We start from the raw sequence: 17609 nt of genomic DNA on the forward strand, positions 1-17609 counted from the left end.
CCGGCCGCGCGAGAGCGCGGACTCCTGAGCGGAGGCGCCGGTGAGCGACTGGCTCCTTCTTCTGATCGGTATCCTGCTGACGGCGGGCACCGGTATTTTCGTCGCAGCCGAATTCTCTCTCGTCGCCCTGGATCGCCAAGAGGTGGAGCGCCAGCAGGCACGGGGCACTCGCGGCCTCGGGGTCGTGGTCCGCGGTCTCAAGCACACGTCGACCCACCTCTCGAGCGCACAGCTCGGCATCACCCTCACCACCCTGCTTGCCGGCTACACGCTGGAGCCCGCGATCAGCGGCTTCCTCGACGGTCCGCTCGGCGCGATCGGCGTGCCGGAGGACTTGCGGCGCACCATCAGCGCGCCCATCGCGGTCGCGCTGGCGACCGTGTTCTCGATGATCGTCGGTGAGCTGGTGCCGAAGAACTTCGCACTCGCGAAACCTCTCGGCACGGCGCGCATCGTGATGCCGGCTCAGGCCGCCTTCACGACGACCTTCAAGCCTGCCGTCGTCACGCTCAACGGCAGCGCGAACGGCCTGCTCCGGGCGCTCGGAATCGAGCCGCAGGAGGAGCTGTCGGGTGCGCGCACGGCAGAGGAGCTCTCCTCGCTCGTCCGGCACTCGGCGAGCGCCGGATTCCTCGAGGCCGACACGGCAACCCTGCTCGATCGAACGCTCAAGTTCTCCGAGCGGTCCGCCGCCGATGTCATGACTCCTCGCCTCCGGGTCGAGAGCCTCCAGAAGCTGGAGTCGGCACAGGCCGTCCTCGAGCTCTCCGGGCGTACCGGATACTCCCGCTTCCCCGTGATCGACGAGGATCGCGATGACATCATCGGGGTAGTGCACGTGAAGCAGGCGATCTCGGTGCCGCGAGCGAAGCGGAGCGAGGTGCCGGTCGCGGCACTCGTCGAGGAAGCGGTGCGAGTCCCCGAGACCATGCGCCTGGACCAGTTGCTCGAAGAGCTCAGATCGCAAAGCTTCCAACTTGCGATCGTGGTCGACGAGTATGGCGGGACCGAGGGGATCGTCACACTGGAAGATCTGGTGGAGGAACTCGTCGGCGAGGTTGCGGACGAGCACGACCGCGCCAGTGCAGGTGTTGTCGGCACCGCCGAGAGCATGACGTTCCCCGGCGACTTGCGGCCCGATGAGGTGCTCGAACAGACGGGCATCCACATTCCCGAGGACGACGACTACGACACCGTGGCGGGCTATGTGCTCAGCCAGCTCGGCCGCATGCCGGTCGTAGGTGACGAGGTTTCCGCGCCGGATGAGGGCACGCTGCGCGTCGAGCGTATGGAAGGACGACGGATCGCGCGTCTCCGGTACACGGGGGCTCCCGTGCCGGAGGCGGCATTGGACGAGGAGGATCGGGCATGAGCGACTGGGCCGGAATCCTGTGGTTGGTGATCCTGTTGGTCTTCAACGCCTTCTTCGTGGGTGCTGAGTTCGCGGTCATCTCGGCGAGGCGATCCCAGATCGAGCCGCGCGCCGAGGCGGGGTCGAAGCGCGCGCGTACCGCGCTCTACGCGATGGAGCACGCAACGCTCATGCTGGCGACGAGCCAGCTCGGCATCACCGTGTGCTCCCTGCTGATCCTGAACGTGTCCGAGCCGGCGATCCACCACCTCCTCGAGGGGCCGCTCTCATGGACCGGTCTCCCGCCCGAGGCTGTCTCCATCACGGCGTTCGTCCTCACCCTGGTCGGCGTCTCGTACCTGCACGTGGTCTTCGGGGAGATGGTGCCGAAGAACGCGGCGTTCTCGCTGCCCGACCAGGCGGTGCTGCTGCTCGCGCCTCCGCTGGTCATGGTCTCGCGGATCTTCCGCCACCTGATCGCCGCGCTCAATGCCATCGCGAACGGTGTGCTGCGTCTCTTCCGTGTGGAACCGGTGTCCGAGACGAACAGCACCTTCACGCTGGAGGAGGTCGCGAGCATCGTGAACCACTCCACTCGTGAGGGTGTGCTCGAAGACCGGAGCGGAGCGTTGAGCGCCGCGTTCGAGTTCACCGCGAAGCGTGCGAGCGACCTGCTGGTTCCGACCGTCGATCTCGTGACGCTCGATCCTGGAGCGACACCGGCCGACGTCGAGGCCGCGGTCGCGCGCCACGGGTTCTCGCGCTACCCGATCCGAGACGAAGCCGGGGCGCTCGACGGCTACGTGCACATCAAGGATCTGCTCCGTCTCGGTGAGGACCGGGTGCACCAGGCGATCCCGCCGAAGCGCATCCGCGAGATGCTCGCCGTACGAGCGGACACCGAGATCGAAGACGTCCTCTCCGGCATGCAGGCACGGGGCATCCACCTCGCGCGCGTCTTCGACGCGGCAGATGCCGAGCTCGGCGTCGTGTTCTTAGAGGACGTCATCGAGGAGCTCGTCGGCGAAGTCCATGACGCCACCCGTCGTCAGCGCTTCGCCTGATCGGCAGGTGCGCCGCCCCGAATCGTCGGGCGTCGTGCCTAATCGACAACCAGACTGATGCGGGCGGTGATGGCGTCGAGTCCAGCGGAATCGCCCGTGGCCGGGTCATCACCGTTCTCCGTGCTGTACCCGTTCGCCTCTGACGGCAGGAAGACGGTGTTCAGCGACCCGATCTCGACATCCAACTCTGCTCGGTCGGCCTCCTCGAAGCTCGGCGTCAGCGTCACCGAGGTGCCGTGCCGCTCATAGGTGCCGACGGTGAGCGTGCCGACCGCGTTCACCGGGACACCGTCGCCGCCTTCGCGTCGGAGCACGAGCGGCTCCGTGAGCGTGAACGTCACGGTCGGATGATTTTCGAGCGTGACCGAGAACTGGGCGTCCGTGATGACCCCGTCGCTCAGCGTCATCGCGCCGTCGTAATCGACCTCTTCGAGCTGCTCCTCAGCAGCGGCGTCGAGACCCGGAGCGCTGACGTCGACATTCTCGACGCCGTACACCTGCTGCGCGGGCATCTCGACCATGTCGGAGCCCGAAGCGGCGCGAAGCTCGGTGCCGGTGATGTCCTGCGAGGGCGATGAGCACGCGGTGAGACCGAGCGTGCAACCGAGCGGGAAGATCACGGCGGCCCCGATGACGGCGTTGCGCCGGCTTGTGCGGGGCAGCCTCCACTGCGTCACTCCGAATCCCTCCTCGCGTCGCCGGTCTCTGAACCTGGAAGACGCCGCAGGAGCTCTGCGACGCGTTACAGGGTTGAGCCTATGCGTCGAAGGTGGGAGCAGGATGAAAAATGCATGGGAGTCGATCCGGTGCGCGCTGGACGCGGACTGGATGCGCGGGTGCCGACCCGGAGTATCTCCGTGATCTACGGCTTCCCGGCAAGTGAAGCGAGGTGCTCGACCGCGAAGACGTACCCCTGCGGCCCCGCACCGGCGACGACGGCGTTGGCCGCTTTCGAGACGAAGGAGTGGTGCCGGAACTCCTCCCGTCGGTGGATGTTCGTCAGGTGAACTTCGATGACGGGCAGCTCGGAGGCGATGAGCGCGTCGAGGATCGCGATCGAAGTCGTGGTGTAACCCGCCGGATTGATCAGAATGCCGGATCCGTGGTCTCGAGCCTCCTGAATCCAGTCGACGAGCTCGCCCTCGTGGTTGCTCTGACGGAAGACGATCTCATAGCCGAGTGCCTGGGCTCGCTCCTGGCACAGAGCCTCGATGTCGGGAAGCGTGGTCGTTCCGTACGTCTCGGGTTCGCGGACTCCCAGGAGGTTGAGGTTCGGTCCGTTGAGCACGTAGAGGGGGAGCGTCATGTCCTTGATCCTACCGCTGGGCCCAGAGGTGCCCGGTGCGCAGCACGCGTCAGAGCGCGAGCAGCCGACTCAACTGTGCGCCGACCAGATCGGACTCGATGAGGAAGGAATCGTGCCCGAATGGCGAGTCGATGCGCGTGGCGCGGTCGCCGTCGAGGCTCCCCGGCGCGTGCTGGGCGATGAGATCCTGGCCCTCGACGGTGAAGAGCCGGTCGCTCGGAATGCCGAGGACAAGGGTGGGCAGGGTGAGCTGGCTCAGCGCCTCGGCGACGCCCCCGCGTCCGCGCCCCACGTCGTGCGAGTTCATCGCCTGCACGAGCGTTACGTAGCTTCCGGCATCGAAGCGGCGGGTGAACTTGTTGCCGTGGAAGTCGAGGTAGGACTCCACGGCGAAGCGACCCCCTGAACCGAGGGGGCTCACCGCCGACTGCCAGGTGCGGCCGAAGCGGTCGTCGAGCTCGGTGTTGCTGCGGTAGTTGAGGAGTGCGAGCCTGCGCGCGGTCGCGAGCCCGTGGTGCGGGCCGACACCTCCTGGTGCGTCGTAGTAGTTTCCGCCGCGGAAGTATGGGTCCGAGCGGATCGCTTCCAGTTGGACGAGGTTGAGACCGATTTGGTCCGCCGTGGTGACCGGGGGAGCCGCGATGACGGCGAGTCGGTCGACACGATCGGGGTGGGTGAGCGCCCATTCGAGCGCGTGCATGCCCCCCATCGATCCGCCGATGACCGCGGCGAAGCGGTCGACGCCGATGAGGTCGGCGAAGCGTGCCGTGGCGGCGACCTGATCCCGAATGGTGAGGTAGGGGAATCGGCTGCCCCACTCCCGATTGCCTGGACCGAGCGTGCCTGGACCGGTGGAGCCCTGGCATCCGCCGAGCACGTTGGGCGCGAAGACCGCGTACGTGTCGGTATCGAGGTACTTCCCGGGGCCGACGATCTCCGACCACCACCCGTCGGTGGGGTGCCCCGGTCCTGCGGGCCCGACGAGGTGACTGTCGCCCGTGAGCGCGTGGAAGACGAGGATCGCGTTGTCCCGCGAGGGGGAGAGCTCGCCGAACTGCTCGTAGGCGATTCTCACTCCGGAGAGTTCGCCGCCGGACTCCGTCGTGAGGTCGCCGAGTGACACGAACCGCCGATTCCCGACGGGGTCGCCCTCGCTCCACCCGCCCGATACCGGCGGACGTCCGATGATCGCCCTCAGCTGCGCGTCGGTGATGAAGTCCGTCGGGAACGAGTCCTCGGGGGTCTGCCAGTCCATTGCTCTCTCTTCTGCGGCGAAGCGATGCCGCCCGAGGGGATCACGCCCCGGGCGGCATCGCCATCGGTGGAACGGTTACGCTTCGGCCCGTGCGCGGGCGACGACCTCGCGGGCCGCCGCGAAACCGCGCTCGAGATCCGCGGTGATGTCGGAGATGTTCTCGATGCCCACCGACAGGCGCACGAGACCCGGCGTGACACCGGAGACGAGCTGCTGTTCAGGCGTGAGCTGCGAGTGGGTGGTCGAGGCAGGGTGGATGATCAACGACCGCACGTCACCGATGTTCGCCACGTGGCTGAACAGCTCGACGCCCTCGACGAGCGCCTTGCCTGCGTCGACGCCGCCCTTCAGTTCGAACGAGAGCACGGCGCCGACGCCCTTCGGGGCGTAGCGGTTCGCCGCAGCGTACCAGGGGCTCGACGGCAGCCCGGCGTAGTAGACGGTGGCGACGTCGTCGTGCGCGTCGAGCCACTCGGCGACCTCCTGTGCGTTTTGCACGTGGCGCTCCATCCGGAGGGAGAGCGTTTCGATGCCCTGGAGCAGCAGCCAGGCGCTGTTCGGTGCGACGGAGGCGCCGATGTCGCGGAGCAGCTGCACACGCGCCTTCATCACGTATGCGACCCCGTCGCCGAGCACACCCGTGTAGCTGACGCCGTTGTACGAGGGGTCGGGCTCCGTGAGGCCGGGGAAGCGGTCGGCGTGCTGGGACCAGGGGAAGCGCCCTCCGTCGACGATGACGCCCCCGAGAGTGGTGCCGTGCCCGCCGAGGAACTTCGTCGCCGAGTGAAGCACGATGTCCGCGCCGAACTCGATGGGACGGATCAGGTAGGGGCTCGCGACGGTGTTGTCGATGATGAGCGGGACGCCGTTCTCGTGAGCGACCTCGGAGACGCCGGTGATGTCGAGGATGTTGACGCGCGGGTTGGCGATGCTCTCGGCGAAGAACGCCTTGGTGTTGGGGCGCACGGCGCGCTGCCACTCGCTCAGGTCGTCCTGGTCCGCGACGAACGTCACCTCGATGCCGAGCTTCGCGAGGGTGTACTTGAAGAGGTTGTAGGTGCCCCCGTAGATCGAGGCGGAGGAGACGATGTGGTCGCCGGTGCCGGCGATGTTCAGGATCGCGTAGGTCGCGGCCGCCTGACCGCTCGCGAGCAGCAGCGCGGCGGTGCCGCCCTCGAGTGCGGCGATGCGCTCCTCCGCGACTGCCTGGGTCGGGTTCGTGATGCGGGTGTAGATGTTGCCGCCCTCGGTGAGCGCGAAGCGGTTCGCCGCCTGCTCGGTGCTCTCGAACACGAACGACGTCGTCTGGTGGATCGGGAGGGCTCGCGCCCCGGTCGCCGGATCCGGAACCTGACCCGCATGGATCTGCTGGGTCTCGAACTTCCAGGTCTGGTTTTCGGTCATGGAGTGCTCCCTCGCGTGGACGGTGATGGTGTGTGGGCGGCGCGTCATCGGGCCGCAAGATCTGAGCGTACGGCGCTGCAGTCCCAACGACAATCGTCGCAGACTCTCAACGTAACCTGAGACGCCTGGATCCTTCAGTGCCGGCCGGTGATGACATCGGCGACGGAGGCGATCGGGGATGTGGAGCCGCGGCCGTGGGATTCCGAGCGGTCGGCGACCCCGTAGGCGGCGTACAGCCCCCGCGTGGCAAGCCACCTGAGCGGCTCCGGTTCCCACTTTCTGACGCGGTGGTTCACCCAGGGGAGCGTCACGAGGTCGCTCTCGTTGCCCAGGATGAGATCTGCGATGGTACGGCCAGCGAGGTTGGTGGAGGTGACCCCGGTGCCGACGTATCCGCCGCCCCAGGCGATGCCGGTCTCGCGATCGAGGCCGACCGTCGCCGACCAGTCGCGGGGGACGCCGAGGACGCCCGACCAGACGTGGTCGATCAGCGTTCCGCGCGTCACGGGGAAGAAGCGCTGCAGGATGCCGCGGAGCGTCTCCACCGTGACCTCGGGGGTGCGGCCGTCGGTGTCGGTGCGCGACCCGTACCGGTACGGCACCCCCCGGCCGCCGATGGCGATCCGGTCGTCTGCCGTGCGCTGCGCGTACATGTAGACGTGGGCCATGTCGCCGAGCACTTCGCCATGCTTCCAGTGCAGCTCATCCCAGACCGACTGCGGGAGCGGCTCGGTGGCGATGATCGAGGAGTTCATCGGAAGCCAGAGCCGCTTGAGACCTGTGAGATTCGCGGTGAATCCCTCGGTCGCCCGAACCACGTACTCCGCGGACACGGTTCCGTGCGTAGTGCGCACGCGGTGTGGAGCGATCTCGACGGCGCGGGTGCGCTCGTAGATCTGGACGCCGAGGCCCTCGACGACGCGTGCGAGGCCCGATGCGAGCTTCGCCGGCTGAATTCTGGCGGCGTGCGGGTGCCAGGTTGCGGCTCGGGTGGCGGAAACGTTGATCTTTGCCCGCGCGGCATCGGACTCGAGCAGCTCGAGGTCGGTCGACCTCCAGCGCTGTTCGGAGGCGGCGAATCTGCGCAGCCGCTGCTCCTGAGCAGGGGTGTAAGCGACGGTGAACTCACCGCCCTGCTGAATGTCCGCGTCGATCTGTTCAGCACCGGCGACCCTGATGACCTCGTCGACGGTCTCGTTCATCGCGCGCTGGAAGCGCTCGGCGGCATCGCGGCCGTGACGCTCCACGTATTGGTCGCGGCCGCCGGTGATGGCGTTCGTGAGCCACCCGCCGTTGCGTCCGGACGCCCCGTAACCGGCGTGCCGCTGCTCGATGATCACGATGCTGAGGTCTGGGCGCTGCTGTTTCAGGGCGTAAGCGGTCCACAGGCCCGTGTAGCCGGCGCCGACGATCGCGACGTCTGCGGAGAGGCTGCCGGGGAGCTCGGGGCGCTGTTCCGGCGTTCCGACCTGCTCCCACCAGTGCGACACGTGACCGTTGAGCATACATCCCCTTCTGCGCGGTGAACGGTGCGCTTGGCACCCGGTCCATTCTCTCGCGCCGAGGGTGAAAGCGCAGCCTTGAGTACACTCGGATCGGGTCGATCACACGCGCGAACGAGTTTCAACCGACCGGAGCGAACCAGAGGAGCATGAGGGTGGATGACGGACGGACATCAGGGGCCAGGGCGGGTCTCGGCCCTCTCGAACTCGCCCGTGAGGGGTATATCGCCGCGGACTGGGCCGAGGCGCTCGTGCCCGTCGGCGAGGATCTCGCCGAGCTCGGGCGCTTTCTGCGCGCAGAACGGGACGCGGGGCACCAGGTCCTGCCCGCGGGGGAGCGGATCCTCGCCGCCTTCCAGCGACCGCTCGCAGATGTGCGCGTACTGATCGTCGGTCAGGATCCGTACCCGACTCCTGGACATCCGATCGGCCTCTCATTCGCGACCGCACCAGACGTCCGTCCGATCCCGCGCAGTCTGCAGAACATGTACCGGGAGCTGGAATCGGATCTCGGGATCGCTCCCGCTGCGCACGGCGATCTCACCGGATGGTCGGACAGCGGTGTGATGCTGCTGAACCGCGTGCTCACGGTGCGGGCAGGCACTCCGGCGTCGCACCGGGGCAAGGGGTGGGAAGCGTTCACGGCGCACGCCATCCGCACCCTCGTCGAACGAGGGGGACCGCTGGTCGCGATCCTCTGGGGCAACGACGCCCGTTCGCTGAAACCTCTGCTCGGCAGCACGCCCGTCATCGAGAGTGCCCATCCGTCGCCGCTCTCCGCGTCCCGAGGGTTCTTCGGATCGCGCCCGTTCAGTCGTGCGAACGATGCGCTCCGGGATCTCGGGGCGGCGCCAGTGGACTGGAGGCTGCCCGGAGCCTGATGGGGCGGTGGCACGCGGCTACGCGTCGCGTGCCACCGCGTTCATCACTTCGGAGCGGCGGACCTGAGCCGCACGATTGCGCATAGCGTCTCGAGCACCGGAACAGCGACTCCGTGCGTCGCGCCCAGACGGCACACGACACCGCCGATGCTATCGACCTCGGTGAGTCGGCCCGACTCGAGATCGACGAGCATCGACGGACGATGATCAGCGTGGTGCTCGAGTGCCCATTCGACGTGCTCGCGCACCCGGGCGGGGTCGACCGGCATGTCGATCGCGCCGGCTACCGCAAGCGTTTCTGCCAACACCGTCAGCGCGATGCGCTTCGCGTCTCGACTCGCGCCGACCTCGCCCACGGTGAGACCGGCGGCCGCAGTGAGCGTGTTGAGCGTTGCGTTGAACGCCAATTTCTCCCAGATCGGAATGAGGACCGCCGGGTGCACGGTCGTCCGGACTCCTGAATCGCTGAGGGTCTGGGCGACGCGCGCGCAAGCTGGATCGGCCGATGGGTCGAGAGTCCCGATCACCACGCTCCCGCTCGACCGTGCGTGCACCACGCGATCAGGGCCGAGGTCGGCTGGATAGTCCGTCATACCCACGAGGGTGCGAGTGCGACCCAGCAGCTCGATCAGAGGATCGTGGTTCCCCAGGCCGTTCTGCACCGTGAAGCCCAGTGTCGCAGGATGGACGAGATGCCGGACGGAGTCGAGCGCCGCCCGAGTGTGCATCGACTTCGTGAACACCATGATGAGGTCGACGGGGTCCGTCAGATCTTCCGCGCGCGCGGCACGAGCGGCGACGTGGTGTTCTGTCCCTTCGAGGGCCACCGTAATTCCTCTGAGGTTCAGGTCGGCGATCGCCTCGGGATCGACGTCCACCATGGTGACGTCTTCGCCGCCGGCGATGAGCAGGTTCCCGAAGAGCCTGCCCATGGCGCCGGCGCCGACGACGACTATCTTCATCGCCATGTCAGAAGGGATAGGGGGCGATATCGGACCGCATGGTCAGCCACTGCGTCTCTGTGAACGCCTCGATGTTCGCGTCGTACCCGCCGAAGCGCGAACCGTTGCCCGAGTCGCCGACGCCGCCGAACGGGGCGTTCGATTCGTCTGCAACCGTCTGCTCGTTGATGTGGACCTTGCCGGAACGCACGAGATCGGCGAGTTTCATGGCGGTGCCCACGTCGCCGAGAATGCCCACCGACAGACCGTAGTCGCTCGCATTCACGATGTCGGCGGCTTCTTCGATCGTGGAGAACGACATGACGGGCGCCACCGGCCCGAAGATCTCTGCGGTCCAAGCGGGATTGTCGGCGGAAACGTTGGACAGCACGGTGGGGCGGTAGAAGAGGCCCTCGGAGGTGCCTCCGGTCTCGATCGTCGCTCCGGCTCGTTCGGCCTCATGCACGATACGGTCCACGTTGTCGCGTTGACCCTCGTCGATGATGGGTCCGAGCGGCGCGCCATCGGCCCAGGGATCGCCGACCGGCAGCTGCGCAGCTTTCTCGCGCAGCGCTGCGATGTACTCGTCGCGAATCGACTCGTGCACCAGGTGACGGCCGGCCGTCATGCAGATCTGACCCTGGTGCAGGAACGACCCGAATGCGCCGGCTGATGCTGCTGCCGCTACGTCTGCGCCCGGAAGCACGACGAGCGCGTTGTTGCCGCCGAGTTCGAGGTGCACGCGCTTGAGCGTGCGCCCGCAGGCTTCGCCGACTTTGCGCCCCGCCGCGGTGGATCCCGTGAAGGACACGACGGTGATCTCCGGTGCCTCGGTGAGTGCCGCACCCGCCTCGGCGCCACCGGGAAGGACCTGCAGTGCTCCGGCCGGAAGACCCGCTGCTTCGAACGCACGGGCAATCATGTATCCACCGGAAACGGGAGTGCGCGGGTCGGGCTTCAAGATCACGCTGTTTCCGAGCGCCAGTGCAGGCGCGACCGAGCGGATGGACAGGATGAGGGGGAAGTTGAACGGGGAGATCACTCCAACGACGCCGGCAGGTTGCCGTCTTGCAAACGACCAGTGGTCACCGTCGGATGCGAGTACGTCGCCGTTCCGATGATGCGGCAGTGCGGCGGCATCGAAGCACTCGTTTGCTGCGACGTGGAGCTCGAGACCGGCTTTCGCCGCGATGGCGCCGGTCTCACGCTGGATCCACTCCGCCAATTCGGCCTCGTGGTCTTCGAAGAACGCACCGGCTCTGCGGAGAACGGCGGCCCGAACCTCGGGCTTGAGCGCCGCCCACTCTCGTTGTGCAACCGCGCTGCGCTGAGCGGCCTCCCGCACATCCGAGCCGCTGGCGAGTGCAACTCGGCCCAGCGTCTGACCTGTGGCAGGTTCACGGACGTCGGTAGTCCCAGCGGATCCGGTGGTCCACTCGCCGGTGAACAGCCGGCCCTCCCAGCGTTGCGGATCCAGGCCTGTGCTCTGATCTGACATTGTTCCTCCTTGTGTGACGAGAGTGGGTTCTGATGGGGTCATTGGACGATCGCTTCGATGAGGATCGGTCCGGTGGTGGTGAGGGCAAAGCGGTATGCCTCGACGAACTCTTCGAGGGACGTGACTCGGCTCGCCGACACGCCATATCCCTGGGAGATCGCGACGAAATCAATGCCACCGAGTTCGAGGCCGGGAACGTGGTCCGCGCCCATCCGCTGTGAGAACCCGGCGAGCGCACCGTACCCTGAGTTGTTGATGATGATGAAGATGGTGCGCGTCTGGCGTTGAGCCGCGGTGTAGAGAGCGGTAATGCCGAAGTTCGCCGATCCATCACCGATCGTCGCGACGACCGTCGCTTGTGGATCCCCGATAGCGAACCCGACAGCAGCAGGGAGTCCGAAGCCAAGGCCCCCTGAAGCGGGGAAATGGTACATGCCCGGCCGGTCGATGTCCACGCGCTCCAGATAGTCGAGATCCAGCGTCGTTGTCTCGTTGACATAGACCACGGTGTCGTCGACGAGCGTGTTCATCGCTTGAAGCAGGTCGTGACCAGTCAACGGGGACGCAGCCGCATCCGGCTCGGGGTGGCTGCGCTCCGTTGCTTCGCGGCGTACGCCGCGGTCGGTGACGTCGCGAGCGAGCCCCAGGAGCGCTGACCCGATCTCTGCGAGGTAGGACCGACCGAACGGTGCTCGCGCTGCGGCGTGCGGATCCTCGGTGAGCTGGCACACATGCGCGTCAGGAGAAACGTAGTCGGCGGGCTCCCACCGGTGATAACGGAACACGGGTGCCCCGATCACGAGAACCGTATCGAATGGTGCCAATCGTTCCTGCACCGATGCGATGCCGGGCACCAAGACCCCCTCGAACGATGGGTGAGTGGTCGGGAACGCGCAGCGGTACGGCGACGGTGCGATGAACACCGAAGCATCGAGCTTCTCGGCGAGCTCCTGCACTGCAGCGAACACCGCGGGCTGATCTACCGCAGCGGCATCGAGCTCCCCGCCGACCACGAGGGCGACACGGGTCCCAGCGTTGAGCGTCCGGGTGAGCTCTCTGACCACCAGTCCGTCTTCTGACCGGTCGCGCAGCACCGATCGGCGAAGCAGCAGTGCATCGCTCTCGAGAGCGGGCTGCTCCCAGTCGTCGAGCGGTACTGACAGGTAGACAGGGCCGCGGGGGTGCGTCGTCGCCTCGAAGATGGCTTCCGAGAGTGCCCGGGGCACGTCCGCGGCGGCGAGCGGCTCATGTGCGTACTTCACGAGCGGCGCCGGGAGCGTCGCCGCATCAGTATTCGAGAGCATCGTCTCCTGTCCGACTGTCCTCCGAACCTGCTGTCCGGCGATCACCACCAGTGGCACGTTCCCGGAACGCGCGTTGGTGAGCGCGCCCATGGCATTCCCGCTGCCTGAGGCCGCGTGCAAGTTGACGAGTGCCGGCTCTCCCGTGGCTCGTGAATACCCTTCGGCCATCCCGACGACGACCTGCTCGTGCAGGCCGAGCACGAACTCCATGTCTTCGGGAAGACCCGCGAGGAACGGGATCTCATTCGACCCCGGATTCCCGAAGACCTTCGAGATGCCGTGATTCCGTGCCAGCGCGAACACCGACTCGCGTACAGTCGTGGGCGACATATGGTTCCTTTCGTCGGGGGAGACCCCCATGTGAGCAGCTGACATCACTGCACTACCAATGATGGCAACCAGAGCACGAGCGATGGTGTCGCGAAGAAGAGGGCCACGAGCCCGATCTCCATGACCACGAACGGCCAAACGCCGCGAAAGACCTCGCTCGACTTGATCCCAGCCGTGCCAGCCACGACGAAGCAGTTGATGCCGACCGGTGGAGTGACCATGCCGATCTCGATGAGCTTCACGATGAGGATTCCGAGCCAGATGCCGTCGAAGCCCAGTTCCATCGCCACCGGGTAGAGGAGCGGAACCGTGATCACCAGGATCGAGATGGACTCGAGTGCCATACCGAGCGGGATGAGGAAGGCGAGCAGCAGCGCCAGGATGAGCCAGCCGGGAACGTCGAGCGATGTCACCGCGTCCGTGACCGTCTGCGGGACGCGAGCGACCACAAAGAAGAGCGACAGGATCGCCGACCCGACGATGATGGCGAACACCATCGACGTCGTTCGTGCTGTCTCCTGCAGGGCATCGATCACGCGAATCCAGAGTTCTCGTGCACCAGCGCGGCGGAACTCCAGGACCAGCATGACCGCTGCTGCGAGCGCCCCGACCGCGGCGGACTCGGTCGGAGTGAAGATACCGCTGTAGATCCCGCCCATGATGATGATGAACAGGATGGCCAGGCGCACGACGCCCCGGAAGGGGAGGCGCAGCTTTTGAGCGGCTGCCCCGCTTCTGGCCTGTTCAAGCGCTTCACCGAGCGCTGAGTCCGTCTCCGCGGCAGCAGGATCGACCAACTGCATCTTCCGTGTCCTCAGACCGATGTACACCATGTACGCGATCGCTGAGAGGACACCGGGAATGATGCCTGCGGCGAGCATCTGCGCGATGGATTCTCCCGCGAGGATCGCGTAGAGCACGAGGAAGACGCTCGGAGGGATCATCGCGCCGAGTGTGCCGGCCACGGCGACGAGCGCGCCCGCGAGACTGGTGGGGTATCCGGCTTTCCGCATCTGGTTGACCGAGAGATTCGCCATCGTCGCGGCGGTACCGATCGTTGAGCCGGACACGGCAGCGAAACCTGCGCACGCTGCGACCGTCGAGATGCCGAGACCTCCAGGCAGCTTGCGGAAGCCGCGCTGGGCGACGGCGAACACCTGCTCGGCGATGTTCGCTTTCACGGCGAACGTTCCCATCAAAATGAACATCGGGATGATCGTCAGCGAGAATGTCGAGGTCTGGTCGAATGGGACCGCCCCGAGGGAACTCGTCACGAACTTTTCGCCGCGCAGGAGGAAGAGACCGGCTGCTCCCGACCCGGCGAGTGCGAGCCACACCGGCATTCGGCAGGCGAGCAACACGAGAAGCAGCAGAACGACAACGAGGATCACGGCTCCGGTAGTCATCGGTCACCTCCGTCTCGGGCATTATCAGGGGTGTCGTCTGCGCGGGTGCGCGTGTTGCCGAGAGCAGCCGCATCACCGGCTGTGCCGTTTGGCGACGCCAGCGTGCCTGCTGCAGGATCGGGAACGATCTCCTGTCCGAGCAACGGTTGTTTACGCAGGAGGAGAATTACATTGATGACGGCGACGATGAGGAAGGCGATCAGGCCGATCGTGATGAGCCACCGCGAGGGCCAGAGCGGCCAATCGACGAGGCCAGCACGCAGTTCGTTCGACCGTGTGCTGGCGAGCGCGCGCTGCATGCTGCCGACCACGAACCACGCCGTGATACCCACCCCGAGGATCCACATCGTCAGGGTGGCGAGCCTCGCGAGTCCCGCGGGCATGGCGTCGGTGAAGAGATCGACAGCCACATGCGCGTTCGTCGCTCCGGCATAGGCGAGGCCCAGGAACACCGTGGCGACGAGTGCGGACTCGCTCATCTCAACCAGCCCGGGAACCGAACTCTGGCCGATGTTGCGCGACACCACATCGATCACGATGGCGACCATCATCACGATGGTCGAGAGCGATGCGAGCGCGCCCAGCGGGCCAGCGATCGCGCGTGCCAAGCGGCGCACTGGATCGGGTGCAGGTGCCGAGACTGTGCTCGGATCCGAGACCGTCATGAACGGCCGGCGCAGGTGAGCGAGGGATCTTCCACGACGGACTCGTCGAACGCTGCCAGTTCATCCTGGTACATCTCGAGGTAGCCCGCTGCATCCTCGAGTCCATTCGCGGTGGCGTCATCGATCCACTTCTTCTGCAGATCATCGCCGACGGCGGCCTCCCACTCGTCGGTCGCGGCGGGGTCCCACTCGTCGATGCCGTCGATCGTCTCGAGGATCGTGTCGCACTGCTCCGTCGTCACTTCGCGGAAGACGTCCATGGCGGGGCCTGAATTGAACTCGTCGTTGACCGACTGCACGGCCTGCTGGAGGTCGTCGGGGAGACCGTTAAAGACGTCCAGATTCATCCACTGACCGACGGTCGTGTATTGACCGATGCCCGGGTCAGTCCACTGCGGGAGGATGTCCTTGAGCTGGTAGCTCACGAGGCCGTCCATCGGAAATGCGACTGCGTCGACTACACCGCGCTCGACGGCTTCGTAGGTCTCGGGCGCCGTGAGGGCGACATTGCCCGCTCCGATGGTGTCGACCGCCGCCTGCATGTACGGTCCCGCCATGCGCCAGCGCAGGTCCGCGACGTCGTCGATCGAGGTGACGGGCTCGTCGCTGCCGAGTAGCAGCCGCCCCGCGGGCCAGTGGCCGAGCATTTTCAGGTTGTTCTGTTCCCAGAGCTGGGCTGCACCCTCGTGCTCGGTGCTCAGCGCGTAGAGGGTCTCATGCGTGGCGTCAGCGTTCTGGGTGATGAAGGGGATGCTCACGACGGTGGTCTGCGGGAAAAGCTGGGGTGCGTAGTCGGAGATCGTCTGTCCGACATCTGCACGCCCGTCGCGTACGCACTCCGGGATCTCGTCGGCAGCGCAGAGCGCGCCGGCACCGGAGACATCGAACGTGATGCGGCCGTCGGTGGCCTCCTCGATCATCCGAATCCACTCTTCTTGGATGGCCTCGTTCGAGCTGCCCGGGGTCGCCCACGAGGCGAAGGTCAGCACATAGTCTTCGTCGCCTCCGGCCGTGCCGCCGCCGTCGGCGCAGCCGGCGAGCATGAGACCGGCCACCGCGACTCCGGCGGTGGCGGCGTAGGTACGGCGGCGTGATCGACTGTGTAACGTCATTGTGTACTCTCCATTGAATATCCACGAGTGATGCAATTCGAGGCTAGCCAGGGAGAGGCGGGCAGCGGGACCCTTCCGGACCGCCCGTTGCTAACGGGCGGTGTTAGCGTGACTTACTGACCTCGTCGATGACGAAGGGGACGGGGAACGTGACGCTGCGCGATTCGGTCTCGGTGATCGCCCGTGTCACGGTTTCCCGGAACCAGTGCAGCGCCGGCGCATCCTGGTACGCGCGCCTGGAGTACAGACGCACCTGGATGGACTCGAGCCCGAACGGCAGTGGACGGGCAGCGAACTCGGGTGACTGCGACCAGACCTCTGCGAGACTGCCGGGAACAGTGGCGATGAGGGCGGCTCCCTGGAGAATGCGGGGGAGCGCTGAGAAGTGGTTCACGTGCAGCCGCGGTTCGACGTGCTGGTCGAGTCGTGCGAGCGCGGAGCGCACCCACGGTGCCCCCGAGTCCCCGCTCACGAAGACGTGATCCGCGGCGCAGTAGTCCTCGAACGAAATGCGATCATCGGCCGCGAGCGGGTGTTTGGCCGCGAGCAGCACGGCGTAGTCCTCGGACTTGATGGGCCGGGAATCGAGGCGCGCACTGAGGTTCGCGGAGTGAATTGCGAGATCGACGGTTCCTCGCGTGAGGTCCTCCTCGATCGTCGACAGGTTGAGCGATTGCACGTCGAGGCTGATATGAGGCCCGTGACGTCGTAGTGCTCGCGAGATCGGTGCGGCCCAGTGCAGTTCGCCCATCTCGGTCAGCGCAATCTTGAAGCGGCGCCGAGATTCCCTCGGTGCGAAGCCGCGCGTGGCGACCGCACGGTCGAGCGCGTCGAGAGCCTCGCGCACGGTGCCATACAGTTCGTCGGCGAATGCCGTGGATGACATTTCACGACCAACACGGATGAACAGGCGATCATCGAAGTTCTGACGGAGTTTGGCGAGCGTCTGACTGACCGCTGACGGCGACACGTACAGGTTCTCGGCGGCGGCGGTCAGGCTCCGGGATTCATAGATCGCCGCGAACGTGCGAAGAAGGTTCAGATCCACAACTTCATAGTAGGGTGACGACGACCGGGTGAATGAGTCATGACGTGCGAAGGAGCATCGATGCCGAACGAGCGACCCAGCCCCGAGCCGCCAGACCTGAGGTTCTTCGCGCGATTCACCATCCGTGTGGCGACGCCGGTCGAGACCGGCACCATCGGGTCCGCTCGGCATCGGATCATCCACATCACGGGTGGCGCCGTGGAGGGACCGGCGATCCGCGGCGAGGTCCTGCCGGCAGGCGCCGACTTCCAGGTCATCCGCTCCGACACGACGACCGATCTCCTCGCGAAGTACGCGATCCGCACCGACGACGACGAGGTCATCATCGTCGAGAACGCCGGGGTCCGCACCGCAAGTCCCGCCGACGTCGAGCGAATCGCCGCGGGCAAGCCGGTTGATCCGGAACGGGTCTACTTCCGCTGTGTCCCCCGACTCACTGCGAGCGGCTCCTGGTCCTGGCTTGAAGATCGCGTCTTCATCGGAGCCGGCCAACGTTTCCCCGACCGGGTACAGGTCGACGTCTTCGAGGTGCTCTAGGCACT

16 protein-coding genes are annotated in these 17609 nt (G+C 66.4%); 4 read left to right on the forward strand and 12 right to left on the reverse strand.

All coding sequences use genetic code 11. The features are described from left to right. The first annotated feature begins 40 nt into the window (after nucleotides 1–40). Both K8P10_RS05980 and K8P10_RS05985 read left to right on the forward strand, forming a co-directional pair. A complete protein-coding gene (locus tag K8P10_RS05980; protein ID WP_224780889.1) occupies nucleotides 41–1372 on the forward strand; it encodes a hemolysin family protein in 1332 nt (443 codons plus the stop codon). Further along, on the forward strand, nucleotides 1369–2415 hold the full coding sequence (locus K8P10_RS05985; protein WP_224780890.1) for a hemolysin family protein: 1047 nt from the start codon (nucleotides 1369–1371) through the stop codon (nucleotides 2413–2415). The genes K8P10_RS05980 and K8P10_RS05985 overlap by 4 nt, the downstream gene beginning before the upstream one ends. Nucleotides 2416–2453: 38 nt before the next feature. On the opposite strand, the gene K8P10_RS05990 is transcribed toward K8P10_RS05985, so the two are convergent. The 5 genes from K8P10_RS05990 to K8P10_RS06010 all read right to left on the reverse strand — a co-directional run bounded on the left by K8P10_RS05990 (nucleotide 2454) and on the right by K8P10_RS06010 (nucleotide 7885). Further along, the gene (locus tag K8P10_RS05990; RefSeq protein WP_224780891.1) at nucleotides 2454–3092 is read right to left on the reverse strand and encodes a hypothetical protein; all 639 of its coding nucleotides are present in this window, start codon (nucleotides 3090–3092) and stop codon (nucleotides 2454–2456) included. Nucleotides 3093–3277: 185 nt separating this feature from the next. After that, nucleotides 3278–3721: a type II 3-dehydroquinate dehydratase gene (gene aroQ, locus K8P10_RS05995; RefSeq protein ID WP_224780892.1), complete on the reverse strand. Its 444-nt coding sequence runs from the start codon at nucleotides 3719–3721 to the stop codon at nucleotides 3278–3280. A 49-nt stretch (nucleotides 3722–3770) separates the two neighbouring features. Next, nucleotides 3771–4976, reverse strand: a complete 1206-nt coding sequence (locus K8P10_RS06000) for a homoserine O-acetyltransferase (RefSeq protein WP_224780893.1) — start codon at nucleotides 4974–4976, stop codon at nucleotides 3771–3773. A 75-nt stretch (nucleotides 4977–5051) separates the two neighbouring features. Further along, a complete protein-coding gene (locus tag K8P10_RS06005; RefSeq protein ID WP_224780894.1) occupies nucleotides 5052–6380 on the reverse strand; it encodes a bifunctional o-acetylhomoserine/o-acetylserine sulfhydrylase in 1329 nt (442 codons plus the stop codon). A 134-nt stretch (nucleotides 6381–6514) separates the two neighbouring features. Continuing rightward, complete coding sequence (locus K8P10_RS06010) at nucleotides 6515–7885, reverse strand: FAD-binding oxidoreductase (protein ID WP_224780895.1); 1371 nt, start codon at nucleotides 7883–7885, stop codon at nucleotides 6515–6517. Nucleotides 7886–8031: 146 nt separating this feature from the next. Between K8P10_RS06010 and K8P10_RS06015 the strand changes: the two genes are divergently transcribed. After that, on the forward strand, nucleotides 8032–8763 hold the full coding sequence (locus K8P10_RS06015; RefSeq protein WP_370631979.1) for a uracil-DNA glycosylase: 732 nt from the start codon (nucleotides 8032–8034) through the stop codon (nucleotides 8761–8763). A 44-nt stretch (nucleotides 8764–8807) separates the two neighbouring features. Here K8P10_RS06015 and K8P10_RS06020 read toward each other — a convergent pair whose 3' ends face one another. From K8P10_RS06020 to K8P10_RS06050, 7 genes are all read right to left on the reverse strand, one after another. After that, nucleotides 8808–9731 (reverse strand): ketopantoate reductase family protein, encoded by a 924-nt coding sequence (locus tag K8P10_RS06020; protein WP_224780896.1) that lies wholly within the window; start codon nucleotides 9729–9731, stop codon nucleotides 8808–8810. 1 nt (nucleotide 9732) lies between these two features. Continuing rightward, nucleotides 9733–11202 (reverse strand): benzaldehyde dehydrogenase, encoded by a 1470-nt coding sequence (locus tag K8P10_RS06025; protein ID WP_224780897.1) that lies wholly within the window; start codon nucleotides 11200–11202, stop codon nucleotides 9733–9735. Nucleotides 11203–11240: 38 nt separating this feature from the next. Continuing rightward, nucleotides 11241–12836: a benzoylformate decarboxylase gene (gene mdlC, locus K8P10_RS06030; RefSeq protein WP_224780898.1), complete on the reverse strand. Its 1596-nt coding sequence runs from the start codon at nucleotides 12834–12836 to the stop codon at nucleotides 11241–11243. A gap of 44 nt (nucleotides 12837–12880) precedes the next feature. Further along, nucleotides 12881–14242, reverse strand: coding sequence for a TRAP transporter large permease (locus K8P10_RS06035; RefSeq protein WP_224780899.1), 1362 nt, complete (start codon nucleotides 14240–14242; stop codon nucleotides 12881–12883). After that, nucleotides 14239–14850 (reverse strand): TRAP transporter small permease, encoded by a 612-nt coding sequence (locus K8P10_RS06040; RefSeq protein ID WP_224780900.1) that lies wholly within the window; start codon nucleotides 14848–14850, stop codon nucleotides 14239–14241. Before K8P10_RS06040 ends, K8P10_RS06035 begins: the two co-directional genes overlap by 4 nt. Nucleotides 14851–14903: 53 nt before the next feature. Beyond that, nucleotides 14904–16019: a TRAP transporter substrate-binding protein gene (locus K8P10_RS06045; protein WP_224780901.1), complete on the reverse strand. Its 1116-nt coding sequence runs from the start codon at nucleotides 16017–16019 to the stop codon at nucleotides 14904–14906. A gap of 103 nt (nucleotides 16020–16122) precedes the next feature. Then, on the reverse strand, nucleotides 16123–17067 hold the full coding sequence (locus tag K8P10_RS06050) for a LysR family transcriptional regulator (RefSeq protein ID WP_224780902.1): 945 nt from the start codon (nucleotides 17065–17067) through the stop codon (nucleotides 16123–16125). 60 nt (nucleotides 17068–17127) lie between these two features. Between K8P10_RS06050 and K8P10_RS06055 the strand changes: the two genes are divergently transcribed. Next, on the forward strand, nucleotides 17128–17604 hold the full coding sequence (locus K8P10_RS06055; protein ID WP_224780903.1) for a DUF3237 domain-containing protein: 477 nt from the start codon (nucleotides 17128–17130) through the stop codon (nucleotides 17602–17604). Nucleotides 17605–17609: the final 5 nt, after the last annotated feature.

The organism is Leucobacter sp. Psy1, assembly GCF_020096995.1.
GTDB lineage: Bacteria > Actinomycetota > Actinomycetes > Actinomycetales > Microbacteriaceae > Leucobacter.